The organism is Chloroflexus sp. (assembly GCF_056331925.1).
On sequence record NZ_JBWGQH010000004.1, the window covers coordinates 156770 to 174667 of the forward strand.

The window sequence follows — 17898 nt, forward strand, 5'->3', positions numbered from 1 at the left end:
ATGGCGGTTACGATTGAGATAGAGATTGCGGAAATCGTCTTGATCGGCTTTGGGGTCATTGACCGCGAGCGCGTCAGAGCGGCGCTGATCGCGGAGTTGAGCCGGTTGCTGGCAGAAGAGGGCATACCGGCAGGCTTGAGCAGCGCCGGCGCAATCGAGACGCTTGACAGCGGCGCGTTCCGATTAGCGCCGGGGGTGCGGCCTGAGCGGATCGGCCAGCAGATCGCGTTGGCGCTCTACCGGGGGTGGCAGTAGCGGTCGTGAGACGGAGAGGTTCCCATACAAGCCCTAGCGTTCTCTGTAGTACACAAACAGCTATGATCAACATCACTGTGCGCAAACCAACCCGCGATTCTGCACCGGCTCGCCGTCCACCGGCGCCGGCTCGCGCTGCCGATGTGGCGGTTACACGTTGGTGCGACCATCCTGTGCGCGCACGGTGGTCAAGCCCAAGCCACCGCACCCAATCCACGGGTGCGAGTGGGCGGCCAACCGGTGGTGACGTTCAGCGCGCCGCATACGGTTGCCGGATGTCCCTTCACGACCGGCACGAATCCAATGCCCTGCGTGAACGCTCAATGGACAACCGGCGCAACTCGTGTGCGCGCCGGCGGTCAACCCGTGTTGTTGCAAGATAGCCAAGCCACCTGTGTGCCGAATGGCACGCCGGTCAATATCGTGATGACCCAAATGCGGGTCAGGGGGCAATGATGCACATCGCGTTTCCTTATGCCATTGACGGCGGCGGTCGCACGGCGTGCGCCGATGACGATGCCCACATTCGCCAGATGATCGAGCAACTGCTCTTCACCGCCCCCGGCGAGCGGGTGAACCGGCCTCGTTTCGGTGCTGGCGTGCGCCAGTTGCTCTTTGCGCCGAATAGCCCCGAATTGGCCGCCGCACTAGAGTTCTTGGTTCAGGGTGCGTTGCAAGAGTATCTCGGCGAGGTGATCCGGGTTGAGGCGGTGGTGATCGAGTCTGAGGAGGCAACGTTGCGGGTGACGGTGCAGTATGTGGTGCAGCGTACTCAGCAGCGCCGGGTGGTTGAGGTGGCCGGCTGAATGGCGTTTCTCACGCGGGGAAGGCAGCGGATCGCTGGCGATTGCTATCTAAGCCTCCTCTGCGCCTGTGGCGCTAGCAACATCAAATAACGGTTAACAGTATGAGTATCCAATTCCACTGTGCAAATCCGCGTCGAGCGCAAGTGCTGAGCACGTCTGCCATCCCGCTCAACGGGATCGATTTGCTCGAAGTGCTCGATCGCGACGCGCCTGCCGGTGCGCCGCCGCAACAGACGCTGCTGGTGCAGATGATCAAGCCGGCGCCGTGGGGTCTCGGCGCGGCCAATGTGCAGCTAACCGGCGGTGTGCGTGTCACCGGCGTGAAGGTACGCTGGGTTTTGCGCGCTGCTGATGCTAGCCCCGCCGATATTGCCGCGGGCGCATCACCAGCGCCGAGCGAACGTTTTACAATGGGTTATCCGCCGCCGATCGCATCTTGGTAGTGCGGGTCGATCTGACCGGCGACTTTTCGACCTACGCGCTGCGCCTTGTCCGTTCGCCTACCGATCCGAGTCCGCCTGCCGGCTTTGATCCTATCCTCAGCCATATTGAGTTCGCGTTCAAAGTTGAGTGTCCCAGTGAATTCGATTGCGCTCCGGCTACCGATTGCCCGCCAGAGAGCTATGAGTCGCCGCCGATCAATTATCTGGCTCGCGATTACGCCAGTTTGCGCCAATTGCTCTTTGACCGGCTAGCTGCCGTCTCACCCGCTTGGCGCGAGCGTAATCCAGCCGATCTTGGCGTGGCGATTGTCGAGGGGTTGGCCTACATCGGCGATTATCTCAGCTACTATCAAGACGCGGTCGCCACTGAAGCCTATCTTGGCACGGCGCGCCGCCGGGTGTCGTTGCGCCGCCACGCGCGTTTGCTTGATTACGCGCCCCACAACGGCGCGAATGCGCGGGTGTGGGTGCAGGTTCAGGTTGATGCGCCATGTACCCTGCCGGCCCGTACCCCCGTGCTGACCAAAGTCGGCGGCGCGCCGCCGCGCTTGCTGCCCGCTTCCGCCGAACTGGCCCTTGCTCGCCAACAGCAGCCACTAGTCTTCGAGACAATGCACGATATACGCCTTGATCCGGCGTTGAACCTGATCGACTTCTATACGTGGGGTGATGAAGGCTGTTGCCTGCCTATCGGTACCACGCGCGCCACGCTGCGCGGTAATCTTAGCTCTCATTTGTATCCCGGCGATGTACTAGCCTTTATTGAGCAGCGCAGTCCGATCACCGGCTACCGCGCCGATGCCGATCCCACCCGCCGCCACGCTGTTCGCCTGACCCACGTCACCGCGGCGACCGATCCACTCGGCGGCCAGTTGGCCGATCCGCCATCTACCACACCGGTAGCCGTGACCGAAATTGAGTGGACGGACGAAGATGCGTTGCCCTTTATCCTCGATCTGACGATGGTAGCAGTGCCGCCCGATGATCGCGACGAGAGCGGAGCAGCGCGCCAGCCGGCCAGTGTGGCGTTGGGCAATATTGTGCTGGCCGATCACGGTGAGACCCTCCCCGCCGAGTTGTTGCCGCCGGTCGGCGATTCGCTTCGCTACCGGCCTGCGTTGGCGCGGGCCAGCGTGACCTTTGTCGCGCCATTCGAGCCAGCCGATCGCACCACCCCGGCCTCGCGGTTGGTGAGTGCCGCCGCACCTGCGTTGACTCTGCCCGCTGTTGAACTGGCGAGTCCCTCTGGGGTGTGGCGGCCAGTACCTGATCTGCTCGGTAGCAATCGCTTTCAAACCGAATTTGTCGGCGAACTGGAGAACGACGGTCGCCTGTTCCTGCGCTTTGGCGATGGCCGCACGGGGCGCGCGCCAGTGATCGGCGAAGGGTTGGTGGCACACTACCGGGTAGGTGGTGGCTCTGCCGGCAATATCGGCGCCGATGCGCTAGCCCACATCGTCACCAACGAGAGCGGTATTCGCGCGGTGCGTAACCCCTTGCCGGCCCTCGGCGGCAGCGAGCCGGAGGCGCTTGAGGCGATTCGCCAGTCTGCGTCGCAAGCCTTTCGCCGCCAAGAGCGGGCTGTGACTCCTGCCGACTATGCAGCTATGGCTGAACGTCATCCGGCTGTGCAACGCGCAATGGCTACTCGGCGCTGGACGGGAAGCTGGTACACGATCTTTATTACCGTTGATCGGCGTGGTGGCCTGCCGGTTGATACGGCGTTTGAAGCCGACCTGCGTGCCTTTCTCGAACGCTACCGGATGGCTGGGCAAGATATCGAGATTGACGGGCCGGTCTATGTGCCGCTTGATCTGGCGTTTGTGATTTGTGTCGAGTCTGGCTATTTCGCCGCCAATGTCAAGGTTGCGCTGCTCGAACGTTTCAGCGCGCGCCAGTTTTTTCACCCCGACAACTTCACCTTTGGCCAACCGCTCTACCTCAGCCACATCATTGCCGCCGCGATGTCCATTCCCGGTGTGCGCTGGATCGAGACGGCGGGAACGCGGGTGCGTTTCCAACGCTGGGGCAAACCGCCGCGCGGCGAGTTGGCCAACGGCCAACTTGATGTTGGCCGGCGCGAGATTATCCGCTGTGATAACGACCCCAACCGGCCTGAGCATGGTCGGATTGAGTTCATCATGGAGGGTGGTTCATGAGTCATACCGAACAGTCTCCTTGCGGCTGCGATGAGCGCGAGTCGTTACCCTCGCCCCATGCGAACCCTCCTGACCAACCGATGGTGCGCTACCGCTTCGGTACACACCGCTCGTTCTTGCGTCGGATGATAGCACGCTTGTCGCAGCAGGCCAGCTCGACCGGCCAGCGCCCGCTCGCCGCGCTGGTCACCCGCGACGCCGCCGATCCGTCGCTCGCTTTGCTCGATGCAGCCGCGACACTGGCCGATGTGTTGACCTTCTACCAAGAACGGATCGCCAACGAGGGTTTTCTCCGCACCGCAACTGAACGCTGCTCGGTCCTGCAGTTGGCTCGCGCGATCGGCTGCGAACTCAAGCCCGGTGTCGCTGCTGCAGTCTACCTTGCTTTTACTCTCGACGACACGCCCGTCTCGCCGGCCGAGACGGTGATTCCTGCCGGGACCCAAGTGCAGAGCATCCCGGCCAAACAGGGTGAACTGCCGCAGACTTTCGAGACTAGCGTCGAGTTTGTCGCCCGCAAGGCGTGGAATGCACTGCGTCCGCGTCCCACTCGTCCCCAAGACCTGAGCAAGGGTGTGACGATGCTCTATTTGGCTGGCGTCGCGACGCGCTTGCAAGCGGGTGATTATCTGCTGCTGGTTGGCGCCGAACGCGAGCACGATCCCGGCAATGAACGCTGGGATCTGCGCCGGGTGTTGTCGGTACAGACCTTTCCTGATGCTGCCGGTGGTTATACCGTCGTCACATGGGCGCCCGGCCTCGGCTCGAACCGCCCGCAAATGCTGCCGGCGGCCCAGCCGCAAGCCTTTGCCTTCCGCCGCAGCGCACGCCGTTTCGGCTTCAACGCGCCTGATTGGCGGTTGATGCCGGCAGAGGTGAAACGAGCGTATGGCGGCACGGCCAACGAATGGCCCGGTTTTGCGATCGATGGCAGCCAGCGCCATATCGATCTCGATACCGCTTATCCCACGATCGTGCCGGGTAGTTGGGTGGCGCTGCTTGCTCCCGGCTATGCCGAACTCTACCGCGTGACCGGTAACGAACCCGTGGGTGTTGCCAATTTTGGTCTCTCTGGGCAGGTCACGCGCCTGACTGTTGACACGAATGAGAACATCGCCCGCTTTCAGCGCCGCGAGACGGTGGTGTTAGCCGAGAGCGAGCCGTTGCCGCTGGCCGAAGAGCCAATTCCCGATCCGGTCACTGGTAATCGGATCGAGGTAGCCGGTGTAGTGCGAGATTTGGTCAAGGGCCAGCCGTTGATCGTCAACGGCAAGGTGAACGAGCGCGACGAACAGCCTACCGCGGTGGTGGTCTTTGTCGAGGCGGTCTACCCCAATCCCGGCTTTACCACCATCGTGCTACGCGATCAGGGGTTGGGCGCGATCCGCCTCATCCGTTCTACGACGATGATCTACGCCAATGTCGTGGCTGCAACCCACGGCGAAACGGTACCCCTAACCCCGATCGGCAGCGGTGATGGCAGCCAGACCTACCAACGCTTTAAGCTCAAGAAGTCGCCGTTGACCTATCTCTCGGCTAGCACACCGTCTGGCGTTGCTCCGACTCTCACCGTGCGCGTCAATGGTGTGGCGTGGCGCGAAGCGCTATCGCTCTATCTTGCCGGCCCGCACGACGAGCAGTATATGGTGCGCCTCGACGATGATCATTCGGCGACGGTGCAGTTCGGCGATGGCATTCACGGCGCGCGTTTGCCCACCGGCGCCGAAAATGTGACCGCGACCTACCGGTTTGGAATTGGTCAAGAGGGTGAGGTTGGCGCTGGCGCGATTGCTCTGCTCAAGACCCGCCCGCCCGGTGTGCGCAGCGTGATCAACCCGCTTCCCGCCAGTGGGGCCGCCGATCCGGAAACACTGGAGAGCGCACGAGCCAATGCGCCGCAGACGGTGCTAACCCTCGACCGGATTGTCTCGTTGCAGGATTTTACCGATTTTGCCGCCGCCTTCGCCGGTATCGGCAAGGCGCAGGCATCAGCGTTTCGCCGCGGCGAGCAGCTTGTTGTCCATCTCACCCTCGCCAGCGCCAGCGGCAAACCGATCACGCCGTCCGATCCGCTCTTCGCCAGCCTGCGCAACGCAATCGATGCCGTGCGCGATCCAACCGTGGTCGTCGAACTGACCAGTTTCATCTCGCTGACGTTTCGGCTCAAGGCGACCGTTCGTTACGACGCGCGCTATCTCGCTCCCGCTGTAGAAACCGCCATCGCGCAAGCGCTGTTCACGGCGTTCTCCTTCTCTCAGCGCGATTTTGCCCAACCGGTGACTGCCGCTGAAGTGATTGCCGTGATGCAGTCGCAAGCCGGGGTAATTGCCATCGATCTCGACCAACTGGCGTATACCAGCGGGCGCACCGGTGCGCATCCCACCTTGTTGGCCGCCTCACCAGCGCGGCAGACGGGCCACGCCATCATCCCAGCCGAATTGCTGCTGATCGATCCCGCCGGGATCGAGTTAGTGATGCAAGCTGTTGAGGTGGTGGCGCCGTGATCGCCAGTATGGTCTTCGCTACTGGTCCAGTAGCGTCCCTTCTCTCATCCCGTGGGAGAGAAGGGCTGGGGGTGATATCCCCCAAAGGAATGTTATGAACCCATCGCCCCGTGACCGTCTGTATGAAATCTTGCCGGCCGTCTACCGTACTCGCGATGCCGAGTGTGGTGAGCCACTACGTGCGCTTCTTACCATCATCGGTGAGGAGTTGTCCCGCATCGAAGCCGATATTGGTGATTTGTACGACGACTGGTTCATTGAGACCTGTGCCGAGTGGGTTGTTCCCTATATTGGTGATCTGCTTGGGGTACGCCATCTGCGTCAGTTGCACGAAGTAGCCGATTTCAGTCAGCGTGCTTATGTCGCCAATACGCTGCGCTACCGTCGCCGCAAAGGCACTGCCCCCGTGCTCGAACAGTTGGCCCGCGATGTCACCGGCTGGCCTTGCCGCGCCGTCGAGTATTTTGAGCGGCTGGCAACGACCCAGCATCTCAACCACGTTCGCCTGCATAGCCCGGCCACCGCCTCGTTGCGCAACGCCAATGCGCTCGAATTGACCGGCGGCCCGCTCGAAACCGTCAACCATACCGCCGAAGTACGCCGGATCGCAACTGGCCGTGGCCGCTACAACATCCCCAACCTTGGCCTGTTTTTAACCCGTTTGCAGTCCTACACCGTGCAAGGCGTCTCGCCGCAGCCGGTAAGTAACCCGCCCGATGGCCGCTACTTCTTCAGCCCGCTCGGCAACGACATCCCGCTCTTTAATCGCCCCCGCACCGAGATCGAGATTACCCAGCTTGCGACCGAACCCGATCTACCGTTGCCGTTGCGCCGCCGCGCTCTCTACGATGATCTCGAAGCGGTGCGTGCCGGCATTGCCGCCGGTCGCCCGGTCAAGAGCAGCTATCTCGATCCGGCCCGTCCCGTCTTCCAGATCGCTGTCCCCGACGGTACTGGTCAGTTTGTCCCGATCCCTGCTGCCGAGATCCTGATCTGCGATCTCAGTGATTGGCGGCGTCCGCCAACCAGCAAGACCTACGCCGGCCAGTCGTTGCCGATCCGGGTCGCGGTTGATCCGCAGCGTGGACGGCTTGCCTTCCCCGCCGGGGTTGTGCCGTCTGATCTTATGGTCAGCTACACCTACGGCTTCGCTGCTGACATCGGCGGCGGACCCTATCCCCGCCTCGCCACGCTCGCCATCGCTGCTCCCGGCGATCTGGCCCTCACCGTTGCCCAACGTGGCGGCGGCGACCATCCGGCGCTTGCTGCGGCCATTGCGGCGTGGCAAGCGTCATCTGCGACCACCGGCGTCATCACTGTGCTCGACAGTGCCACCTACGCCGAAGATCTGGCGATCACCATGGCTCCCGGCCGGGTGCTAGCAATTCAAGCCGCCGATGGTCAGCGTCCGCTCATCCGCCTCACCGATCGCCTGCGCGTTGCCGGTAACGGCGATCGCGCCTCCCTTACCCTCAATGGTTTCTGGATCGAGGGCGGGATCGATCTGGCCGTCGGCAGCCTCGAACGGTTAGCCATCCACCACTGTACTCTCCTGCCCGGTTGGCGCCTCGACGGTGCCGGCAACCCCCAGTTTCTCAACCGGCCCAGCATCCACGCCGCCGCGCCCAACCCTGATTTGCACCTCGAACTGGCCCGGAGCATCAGCGGCGCGGTGCATGTGGCAGAAGACTCGGATGGTCTGATTGCCAGCGATGCAATCCTCGACGCCTTCGCGCCGGCCGTGCCCGCATGTGCGGCCTCCAATGGCGAGAGGATCGGACCGCCGGCCAGTTTTATTCACTGCACGGTGCGCGGTGAAGTCCGCGTGCGCCAAATCGATCTCATCTCTGAAAGCATTATGCTTGGCCGGGTACTGGTTGCACGCCGCCAGATCGGTTGCACCCGCTTCAGCTTTCTTGCCGCCGGCTCGCGAGCGCCACGCCGCTTCCGCTGCCAACCTGATCTCGCCCTCGCCGCCTTCGCCGCTGCCCGCAACCGACCTGTCTCTGCCCTCACCGCTGCCCAACGGAGCGCTGTAACCCTCTCAGTAACACCATCGTTTACCAGTACCCAGTTGGGCCATCCTGCCTACATGCAACTGGCTCGCTCGTGCCCCGCCGCCATCTCTCAAGGTGCTGAAGACAGCGGTGCGCTCGGTGTCTTCCATCTCGTGCAACAGATCCAACGCCTCGCTAACTTGCGCCTTGCCCTCGCTGAGTATCTGCGGGTGGGTCTTGAAGCCGGGGTCTTTTTTGCATCGTGACGCCAGTCTGCGCAACTCGTTCAGACCAACGATATGCAACCGTAAAGGTATGAGTATGGCTTCCTTCATAACCCAACAAATCCCTCTGCGTCCTTTGCGCCTTTGCGTTCACATACTCTGCGCCTTTGCCCGCTTTGCGCCTCTACTCTAAAGGAGCCTTGTATGCACGGTGATTTCACCCGATGGACATTCGACCGCACGAAGCACTACAGCGGTGTGCTCAACCAACAGGGGCGCGTCGCCCTCGATGCCGATTGGAACGAGCAACTCGCGATCGATCTCGCCGATGAGCGCGCGGCTCGCACCGATCTGATCGGGCGTTGCGGCGGCCCGCAGGGCCAAGCTGGCTTTGATATCGTCGTTGCTGGCAGCACGCTCAACATCACTGCCGGTCGCTACTACGTCGCCGGCATCCGTGTCGAGAACGAGCAGACAGTTGCCATCACCGCTCAACCTGATCTGCCCGTCGCCACCCTAGCGCAGGTGGCTGGCTTGGCCGCCGATGCAACGCTGTCCGCCGGGGTCTATCTGGCCTATCTCGATGTCTGGGAACGGCATGTAACCGTGCTTGAAGATGCTGCTATCCGCGAAGTCGCGCTCGGCGGTCCTGACACCACGACCCGTTTGCAGGTAATGGCGCAAGTCAAGCTGTTGCGTGCCGGCGATCCCGGCACAACCTTCGACTGCGCCGCGCCAAACGCGACGTGGGATGCGTTGCTGGCCGGCAGTAGCGGTATGCTCGAAGCTCGTGCCGAACCCGACCCAACCGTCAATGATCCCTGCGTCGTGCTGGCCCAAGCCGGCTATCGCGGGCTAGAAAACCAGCTCTATCGGGTTGAAGTGCATCGGATCGTCTCGAACACCCGTATTGCGCTCAAGTGGTCGCGGGAAAACGGTTCGGTGGCAGTTGGCTGGAGCGGGCAAGATCCGCTGAATCCCAATCGCTTGATTGTCGCCAGTACTGGCCGCGATGAGGTATTGGGTTTCGCGCCCAACCAGTGGGTCGAGCTGACCGATGATGCGCGTGACAAGCGGGGCGAACCGGGCCTGCTGGTCAAATTGCTGCAAGTCGAAGACAATATTGTCACCATCGATCCGGGCGGGCAAACGATCGCCTACAGCGTATTCGGTCCCAACCCCAAACTGCGCCGCTGGGATATGCCTGCTGATACCGGTGAGCTAGTCGTCACTACCGGTGCAGCGACGTGGACCGAACTCGAACAAGGGGTGCAGATCCGGCTCAAGGACGGTACGTTCCGTCCCGGCGACTACTGGCTCATTCCGGCCCGCACTGTCACCGGCGATATCGAGTGGCCGCGTACCGGCGGTGTACCGATGTCGCAACGCCCGCATGGCATCCACCATGCCTATTGCAAATTAGCCCTGCTTGACTTTAATGGTAGCGTATGGACTAAACGCAGCGATTGCCGCCGGCTCTTTCCGCCCCTGACTGAGCTGATCCGGTTCTATGCCGTTGGCGGCGATGGTCAAGAGGCGCTGCCCGGCGCGACGCTCGCCCAACCGCTGCAAGTGGCCGTCACCAACGGCCAGCAACCGGTCACCAATGCTCGCGTGCGCTTTCGGATCGTGCCCCAAACTGCTGCCGGCCAACTCACTGCTGGCGGCGCCACTGACCAGAGCGTTGAAGTGACTGCCGGCCCAAACGGTATCTACTCCTGCCAGTGGCAACTCGGCCCCGCCGTCCAGAGCCAGCGTGCCGAAGCCTTCTTGGTCGAGATCGACGGCAAGCCATTTCTCGATAGTGCCGGAGAACCGGTCTTGCCGCGCGTCTTCTTCAACGCCAACCTCAGCCGCGCCAGCAACGTGGCTTACCAACCCGGTACGTGCTCCGATCTGGCCGATGCCCGCACCGTGCAAGAGGCGCTCGACATCCTCTGCCAGCGGCCCCGTGGCGGCGACTGTTGTGTAAGTGTCGGCGACGACGGCGAGTTTCCCGATCTTGAAACGGCTCTCAAAGAGTTGCTCGCTCGCGGCGAGCGTCGCATCTGCCTCTGCTTGCGCGCCGGCCGTCACGCTGCTGGGAGTATCCGACTCGATCTCGCGCCCGCCAACAAACCGTTCGTGCTTGAAATCAAGGGCTGTGGCCCGGCCACCAGTGTGCGTTTTGGTGGCCCGCTGCAGTTAAGCGGGTTTGATTCGGTAGCGCTGCGCAATCTCGCTCTTGACATTGCCTTCATCCCCGAAGCAGGGACAGCGGCCCTCTCGTTTGATCGTTGCCTGCGGGTGATCATGGCCGATTGTGTAATCAGCGGTCTCACCCTGCCCGGCCGGCTCAACCAAGAGCAATTCATTGATGGCAGTGCCCTCGTTGCCATCACCGGCGGCGATGATGTGCGACTGAGCGGCAACATCTTCACGGCGGCGGTGTCCGACCGCACCTTCCCGCCATTGCGCAATCTCTTCGCCAAAGCCCAAATCCCGCTGCTCGCCGATCTCTTCGCTGATGAGCGGTTGGTACTTGCACCCGAATGGTACGAGCTGGCGGTCAAGGCCGCGAGAAAACTAGCCCAACTGACGCTCGATCAACGCGCGCTCCTGCTCCGTGAGTTGCAAGAGCCGCTCAGAGACATGATCGAGTCGTCTCCCCTTGCCGAGTTGTTCCAACTCCGCAAGCTGGAATTTGCTCTCAATCAAGTCGAAGCCAGTGCCGTTGCGCTGCTCGACATTCTGTTCGATCTGCGTGCCGCCGCGGTCAAATCGAGCCCCGGCGCCGCACTCATGCTGCACCGGCGCCGCGCCGTCGATGAAAATAGCCTCGGCGCGATCGTCGATTTGCTTGATGAAGACGATCTAGTGGTGCTCGAACACAATCGCATTGACGGCATCGTCAGTCTGTACGGTATGCCTGCCCCGGTTGAACTGGTTGCGTCACGTGCTGCCAATCTGCTCCGGCTCGATCAACAACCCAACGAACCGGGCGGATCGCGGATGGCGATCCATGCCGCGTATATGGGAACAGTGCAACTGCGCGGCAATCATCTCGTCAGTCTGAGTATTGGCTTTGCGTTGCTGGAATCGATCGTGCGCCGGTCAGACGGTGAAGCAACCTTTGTCCTCGACGACGATGTCTGTGCACGCTTGTTGCTCGACGGCAACGTGATCGAGGGTGTTGCCAATCTCACCCTCAGCCGGAGTCTCATTGCGCAGGCCAATTCATTCACCGCCATGGCCGTACCGCGTGGGAAGCTGTCAATAACCGACGTTGCTAGCGTTGCGAGTGCGCCATTGGGTTGGTGCCTCGCCGACGCCGCGACCTTCATTGGTAATCAGGGGTCGGGTCAAGCCCAACATGGGCATCTGTTCGACATTTCGCGGTTTGCCGAACGGGTCGCCAACCTATTCATCCAAATCACCTAATAGCGACGCACGGCCGTGCGTCTCCAAACCACATACCGGCGGCCGTGCGTCTCCCAACGCGACCATGTGCCCCTACTCCCTGCCATACCGCGCCACAATTCGTTCGATCAACCGGGTTGTGGCGTGGCCATCGTGAAACGGCAGCAACCGAACCTCGCCGCCGTGTGCGCGCGCAATCTGCGCCTCCGGCAATCGTGCCTCATCGATGGCAGCGCCGTGGCCGTAATCGCCGCCTTTGACGTACACATCAGGCGCGAGTGCCGCCACCACCGTTTCAGCGGTGCGTTCGGCAAAGATCGTTACTGCGTCAACGCAGCGCAGCGTAGCGATGATCGCGGCGCGTTCCACCGCCGGCACGATCGGGCGCAACGGCCCCTTAAGCTGTTGGGTTGACTCGTCGCTGTTAATTGCCACGATCAACCGATCCCCCAGCTCGCGCGCTGCCGTCAGGTAGTTCACATGGCCGATATGCAACAGATCAAACACCCCATTCGTCAGCACCACCCTCAAGCCGGCAGCGCGCCATCCGGCTCGCAAGACGACCAATTCGGCAAGCGGGTAGATTGGTAATGGTGGTGATTGGTGCTCCATAATGATCCGCACTCCGTACATGTCATGTGTGGTGGCAATAGGGCATAGCGTTGCTATGATATCGTATCATGGCGGGCCGCCCGCGCTCCCCTGCTGTCCTTACGTAGGGCGCACCCCTACTGTCAATGCACGGGCGCGTAGCGCCCGCAGCAAGCTCCTGCTTCAGCGGGACGCCTGTCTGAGGATCCTTCCGACCCTGCGGTCATTGCGCCTTTGCGTTCAGCTTATTTCCGCTCCCGAAATGGCGAGGTGAGCGGCAACCCAATCCAAAACAAAACCGCCAACGCCAGCACAATTCCCCCTATGACCAACATCTGATCCGTATTCAGAGGTGCGCCAACCAGCAAGGCGACACCCAGAAATCCGCTCATAGGCACGATAGTCTGCACCGGTGCCAGCCGGGTGGCATGCTTCCAATCACCGTAACGCAACCGCTCGCCGGCGCTGCGCCCGATCACGGTGCCTACCGTCCCGATCAGCGCCCACAGGAAGGACGCGATAAAGATACTCCATGCCCGCGATGCCCACCAGAACGCACTACCACCGATCAGACCAATCACGGTGCAGACCGCCGATGATACCCATAAGGGGGGCGGGAACCACGTAGACATAATCACATCCTGGTTATTGAATGGCGGAACCGCACGGGCGTTCAGCGCTCCATCGTTCATTCCTGTGATTGGATGATGGAGCTGCACGCCGTGCAGCTTTGTACCAACCACCACAACCGCACGGGCGTTCAGCGCTCCATCGTTCATTCCTGCGATTGGATGATGGAGCTGCACGCCGTGCGGCTCTACAGGGTTACACCACCCAACGTGCATCCAATGCCTGCGCTCGTGCTGCAATGGCAGCCCGTCGCTCGTCAAATCCGCGTCGTCCCAACAGGGCATACGTATTGATCTTCCCTGCCTCGACGCCGGGTTGGTCAAAGGCGTTGATGTCGTACAACTCACCGGCAATCGCCGTCTGCATTTCCATCAACATAAAGAACTGGCCGAGCGTAAAGGCATTAATCTCAGGGAAGATATGCGTCATATTTGGCTGACCCGCCTCACTCAACGCAATTGCCGTCGCTTGCTGTTCGGCTTGTATCAACTCAGCCATCGTATGACCGCCCAGATAACTCACCCCCTCCAGATCCTCGTAAGCGGTTGGAATGGGGGCATCCTCAGCATACTTCTCAACCGCGATAAAATTGATCAGCTTGTCATACGGCCCTTCCATATAAAGCTGTACCTGCGAGTGTTGATCGGTCGCCCCCAGTGCTTTTACCGGTGTCTGCCCAACCCGCGCCGTCTTACCGTGTCGGTCAACCGCTTTCCCCAAACTCTCGGCCCACAGTTGCGCGAACCAGTCGGCGACATCGCGCAACCGGTTGGCGTATGGCATCATCACTACAATCGGCTTTCCCTTGCGGAAGCAGAGATAATTGACGAGCGCACCTAGCGCTGCCGGATTCCGCAGCGGATCGGGATTGGCTGCCAGCTCGCCGCCGTAGGCCGCCCCGGCCAGCAGCTCGCGCAGATTGACTCCCGTCATTGCCGCCGATAACAAACCTACCGACGTTAATACCGAGAAGCGCCCGCCCACCTTTGGGGGTAGGTCAAACATCGTCCATCCCTCGCGCTGACCGATCTGGCGCAAGAAGCCACTACTCGGATCGGTCGTCAGTACAATGTGATCGCCGAGTTTCTCTTCACCTACCGCTTCAACCAATGCCTGCCGAAAATAGAGAAACGACGCCATCGTCTCGGCAGTAGTGCCGCTCTTGCTAATCACGTTGAACATCGTCCGCTTCAAATCGAGGGTACGTAGCGCACCGGCATTCAATTCGGGATCAGAGTTGTCGAGCACCAACAAACGCGGCCACCCCCGCTGTTCGCGCGGCAAGAGGTTATAGAACGGTCCATTAATTGCCGTCTGCACGGCAATATTCCCCAGCGCCGAGCCGCCTATTCCCAGCACAACAAAGGTGTCAATCCGGTCACGGTGCGCGGCGGCAAATTGCTCAAACGGCGTCACATCTTGTTCCGGCAACAACGGCCAACCTAGCTCGGTGCGCCGGTTCTGTACGGCGGCAATGGCTTCTGCCGCTCGCGCTGCCTCTGCTTCAATTTCTGCCGAGGTCAGGCCGTTCGGTCCAAACACGTTATTGATGTCCAGCCGAATCCGCTGGGTAGACCGCCAGTTGGAATCTCCATAGCGCATGATTGTACTCCTTCAACACGCTGTTAGGCCCCGCCCAACCGTGCGGGGCGACACGGGTTTTCGCCGGTCGTCGCCGGTGGTCGTCCACATTGCAACTCTCGGTCAACTGATAGCGTAGCCGATCTCGCGGTTGTTCTGCGGCAACGATGGCCTGTGCCCAGTATAGCACGTAACCGGCGGTAAGACGATGGTAGACCATTAGCTGGGTCTGGGGTGCAACCTGACTGCCATTCGACTATGGCGAATAGCACGGTTTACCGAATCGAAGCTACTCTTTATGATGGTGTTGTCATGTAGCGCGCAGTAAGTTTCTGGGTGTTCGCTTTTGTACCTTCGGAGATGCCATGGAAAAGATCACCATTCCTACCGGTCAGTACACGACCTCGCTCTACCGGTTTGGTGCCGGTGAAGCGGTTTTGTTCATTCACGGCTCAGGCCCCGGCGCTACCGGCTTCTCCAACTGGCAGTTGGCCATCCCCGAACTCGGTCAGCAGTTTCTGTGTCTCGCTCCCGATTTAATCGGTTATGGTGACAGTAGCCACCCCAATCCACCACCGCAAGGCGTTCGTCCGTGGTTGCGGCTATGGCTCGACCAACTATTGCACCTGCTCGATGCCCTTGCCATCCCTCGTGTACATCTGGTTGGGAATTCATTGGGTGGCGCGATTGCTCTCCATCTCCTGATGGAAGCACCTGATCGGTTTCAGCGTGTGGTCTTGATGGGGCCGGTTGGTGGCCCGTGTCCGCTTTCCCCCGAACTTGATCGCATCTGGGGATTCTACGAAGATCCAACACTCGCTACCATGCGGAACGCTATTCGTTGGTTTGCTTACGATGAAGATTTTATCCGCGATCGTCTCGACGAGATTGCCAATATGCGCCTGGCTGCCGCCCTGCGGCCAGATGTGCAATGTAGCTTTATCGCAATGTGGCCGCGTCCACGCCAACAAGCTATTGATCAATTGGTCGTGCCACCTTCAGCGTTGCGTCGGATCACCCATCCCGTCTTGATCTTACACGGCCACGCTGATAAGATAGTGCCGTATCAGACGAGTCTCTATCTCATGGAGCATCTGCCGAATGCCAGTTTGCATCTCATTGGTCGGTGTAGCCACTGGGTGCAGATTGAGAAGGCGTCTGTGTTTCACACACTCGTCCGGCAGTTTTTAGAAGGAGGCATTGTGTGAAGACGGCCCATACTGCTGACGTTAAGAGCTTTGCGATTGGGGCGATGACGCTCCGCCCATTTGCCGGCCAAGAACTGATGGCGGTGCGTGTTGAAGCGCCCAAGGGTGCGGTGGCGCCTGCCCATAGCCATCCTCACGAGCAAATGACATTGGTCCTCAGCGGACGAGTACGTTTTCGTGTTGGTGACGAATGGCAAGAACTTGGGCCGATGGATATTGTCCATATTCCCGGTGGCATCGAACACGAAGCAATAATGGAAGAAGACTCGCTCTTTTTTGATCTCTTCCATCCGGTGCGGACCGACTTTTTGGAGCGGCAGGAGGCGGCATGAGTGTGGCAATCCTGACCGGTGCCTCCCAAGGGATTGGGTTTGCCGTCGCGCGGCGGATGGCACAAGAGGGATATACCCTCATCATCAATAGCCGTACTTCAGAGCGAGCTGTAGCGCTGCTCCAATCTGAAGTGCCTACAGCTCAGATCGTTGCGGTGGCCGGTGATCTGGCGTCAGAGACGACAACGACCCATCTGATCGAGACGGCGCAGCAGTTTGGTCGGCTCGATGCGTTGTTGCTCAACTATGGCGGCCCGCCGGTCAAACCCTTGGCCGAGATCGATGATGAAGAGTGGCGACGCTCGTTTGATGTCATGGTGGTTGCCCCTCTCCGCCTCCTGCGCTGCGCCTTGCCTCTCTTTCGCCAGAGCGGTGGTGGGCGTGTGGTGGCGATCTCCTCCTTTACCGTCAAAAGCCCGCATCCCGGTATTGCCCTCTCGAATGCCTTACGCGCTGCGTTGGTTAACGCACTCAAAACGGCAGCGCTCGAGTTGGGTCCAGAGGGGATTTTGGTCAACGCCGTTGCACCCGGCTATATTCTCACCGAACGTATTCAAGATTGGAACCAGAGCTACGCTGCGCGTGAAGGGGTCTCTCCCGCCGATATTGCCCAACGCACGACCGCAGGGATCCCGCTGCGTCGCTATGGCACGCCGGCTGAGATTGCCGAAGCCATTGCCTTCTTGCTCTCGCCGCGCAATGGCTATATCACCGGTCAGCAACTGTTGGTCGACGGTGGTCTCATTGTTGCGGCATAAGCAGGACAATGCGCTACACAGTTGTACCACGATTGGCCCGCACAGCTTCAAACTCGGCGGCGGTAATGATCTCGCCGCCGCTGATCTCCTGACCGATCAACCGCCGTTGTCGATCAAACCGTAACTCGGCCGTCATCAGACGAAAACAGCGGTCATCCATCAATTCCTTCCGAATCCAATACCCCTTCACCTCTTCACGCTCGTCATACTCCACCGACACATCGTTGTAGAGGTGAATGCGTGCCTGCACGACTGCACCGCATCGGGCACAACGGACGTGCAACAACAATACGGGTGCTGTGTCTGATTGCCCAAATAACCGTCGCAACCATTGCATCGTAGTGTTTCCTCACTGGTGTTCGGCAGTATCGTGACATTATTCCGACTTGTGACCCGCAGCAGTCATTCTACCACTGAGTGTAAATCATAGGATGCAGCCTTCATCCACACCGCCGATCAAAGGTATTTGTCATAGCAAACACCACACTCTGGCTGACAAAATGGCTCGCTGCACGCGACATAACAAAGGGGTCTACATTGTCATGTCGAGCGGAGCGAGCCATCTTTCACGATGGTCATCTGTACTATGTCACTTCCAGCGCCATGCACCATCTGCGACGGTAATCACGGTAATCACCGCGCCTGGTCATAGCAAACGCCACACTCTGGCTGGCAAGATGGCTCGCTGCACGCGACATAACAAAGGGGTCTACATTGTCATGTCGAGCGGAGCGAGCCATCTTTCACGATGGTCATCTGTACTATGTCACTTCCAGCGCCATGCACCATCTGCGACGGTAATCACGGTAATCACCGCGCCTGGTCATAGCAAACACCACACTCTGGCTGACAAAATGGCTCGCTGCACGCGACATAACAAAGGGGTCTACATTGTCATGTCGAGCGGAGCGAGCCATCTTTCACGATGGTCATCTGTACTATGTCACTTCCAGCGCCATGCACCATCTGCGACGGTAATCACGGTAATCACCGCGCCTGGTCATAGCAAAC

Annotated in this window: 15 protein-coding genes; 11 read left to right on the forward strand and 4 right to left on the reverse strand. The window is 60.4% G+C overall.

The window, feature by feature from the left end:
* The 8 genes from AC01ZF_RS03785 to AC01ZF_RS03820 all read left to right on the forward strand — a co-directional run bounded on the left by AC01ZF_RS03785 (position 1) and on the right by AC01ZF_RS03820 (position 11808).
* Positions 1-255, forward strand: a complete 255-nt coding sequence (locus AC01ZF_RS03785) for a hypothetical protein (RefSeq protein WP_424675751.1) — start codon at positions 1-3, stop codon at positions 253-255.
* 141 nt (positions 256-396) lie between these two features.
* On the forward strand, positions 397-711 hold the full coding sequence (locus AC01ZF_RS03790; RefSeq protein WP_476575125.1) for a hypothetical protein: 315 nt from the start codon (positions 397-399) through the stop codon (positions 709-711).
* Positions 711-1061, forward strand: coding sequence for a GPW/gp25 family protein (locus AC01ZF_RS03795; protein ID WP_428113727.1), 351 nt, complete (start codon positions 711-713; stop codon positions 1059-1061). Before AC01ZF_RS03790 ends, AC01ZF_RS03795 begins: the two co-directional genes overlap by 1 nt.
* A 101-nt stretch (positions 1062-1162) precedes the next feature.
* Positions 1163-1504 (forward strand): hypothetical protein, encoded by a 342-nt coding sequence (locus AC01ZF_RS03800; protein WP_428132781.1) that lies wholly within the window; start codon positions 1163-1165, stop codon positions 1502-1504.
* Complete coding sequence (locus AC01ZF_RS03805; RefSeq protein ID WP_476575127.1) at positions 1504-3663, forward strand: putative baseplate assembly protein; 2160 nt, start codon at positions 1504-1506, stop codon at positions 3661-3663. Before AC01ZF_RS03800 ends, AC01ZF_RS03805 begins: the two co-directional genes overlap by 1 nt.
* Positions 3660-6167 (forward strand): putative baseplate assembly protein, encoded by a 2508-nt coding sequence (locus AC01ZF_RS03810; RefSeq protein ID WP_424677227.1) that lies wholly within the window; start codon positions 3660-3662, stop codon positions 6165-6167. Before AC01ZF_RS03805 ends, AC01ZF_RS03810 begins: the two co-directional genes overlap by 4 nt.
* Positions 6168-6261: 94 nt before the next feature.
* Positions 6262-8430, forward strand: a complete 2169-nt coding sequence (locus tag AC01ZF_RS03815) for a hypothetical protein (RefSeq protein ID WP_424677226.1) — start codon at positions 6262-6264, stop codon at positions 8428-8430.
* A 162-nt stretch (positions 8431-8592) separates the two neighbouring features.
* Complete coding sequence (locus AC01ZF_RS03820) at positions 8593-11808, forward strand: DUF6519 domain-containing protein (RefSeq protein ID WP_476575126.1); 3216 nt, start codon at positions 8593-8595, stop codon at positions 11806-11808.
* A 72-nt stretch (positions 11809-11880) separates the two neighbouring features.
* On the opposite strand, the gene AC01ZF_RS03825 is transcribed toward AC01ZF_RS03820, so the two are convergent.
* The 3 genes from AC01ZF_RS03825 to AC01ZF_RS03835 all read right to left on the reverse strand — a co-directional run bounded on the left by AC01ZF_RS03825 (position 11881) and on the right by AC01ZF_RS03835 (position 14610).
* Positions 11881-12399: an adenylyltransferase/cytidyltransferase family protein gene (locus AC01ZF_RS03825; RefSeq protein ID WP_424677224.1), complete on the reverse strand. Its 519-nt coding sequence runs from the start codon at positions 12397-12399 to the stop codon at positions 11881-11883.
* 224 nt (positions 12400-12623) lie between these two features.
* Positions 12624-13010 carry a hypothetical protein gene (locus AC01ZF_RS03830; protein WP_424677223.1) on the reverse strand — a complete coding sequence of 129 codons (387 nt, stop codon included), beginning with the start codon at positions 13008-13010 and terminating at the stop codon, positions 12624-12626.
* Positions 13011-13203: 193 nt separating this feature from the next.
* Complete coding sequence (locus AC01ZF_RS03835; RefSeq protein ID WP_424677222.1) at positions 13204-14610, reverse strand: glucose-6-phosphate isomerase; 1407 nt, start codon at positions 14608-14610, stop codon at positions 13204-13206.
* A 344-nt stretch (positions 14611-14954) separates the two neighbouring features.
* Here AC01ZF_RS03835 and AC01ZF_RS03840 point away from each other — a divergent pair, with 344 nt between their 5' ends.
* Genes AC01ZF_RS03840 through AC01ZF_RS03850 form a run of 3 tightly spaced genes read left to right on the forward strand, consistent with a single transcriptional unit; the run spans position 14955 to position 16887 of the window.
* Positions 14955-15797, forward strand: a complete 843-nt coding sequence (locus AC01ZF_RS03840; protein ID WP_428113734.1) for an alpha/beta fold hydrolase — start codon at positions 14955-14957, stop codon at positions 15795-15797.
* Positions 15794-16129, forward strand: coding sequence for a cupin domain-containing protein (locus AC01ZF_RS03845; protein WP_424677220.1), 336 nt, complete (start codon positions 15794-15796; stop codon positions 16127-16129). The genes AC01ZF_RS03840 and AC01ZF_RS03845 overlap by 4 nt, the downstream gene beginning before the upstream one ends.
* A complete protein-coding gene (locus AC01ZF_RS03850; protein WP_428132772.1) occupies positions 16126-16887 on the forward strand; it encodes an SDR family oxidoreductase in 762 nt (253 codons plus the stop codon). The genes AC01ZF_RS03845 and AC01ZF_RS03850 overlap by 4 nt, the downstream gene beginning before the upstream one ends.
* Before the next feature lie 13 nt (positions 16888-16900).
* On the opposite strand, the gene AC01ZF_RS03855 is transcribed toward AC01ZF_RS03850, so the two are convergent.
* On the reverse strand, positions 16901-17224 hold the full coding sequence (locus AC01ZF_RS03855; protein ID WP_424677218.1) for a hypothetical protein: 324 nt from the start codon (positions 17222-17224) through the stop codon (positions 16901-16903).
* Between the last annotated feature and the right edge of the window lie 674 nt (positions 17225-17898).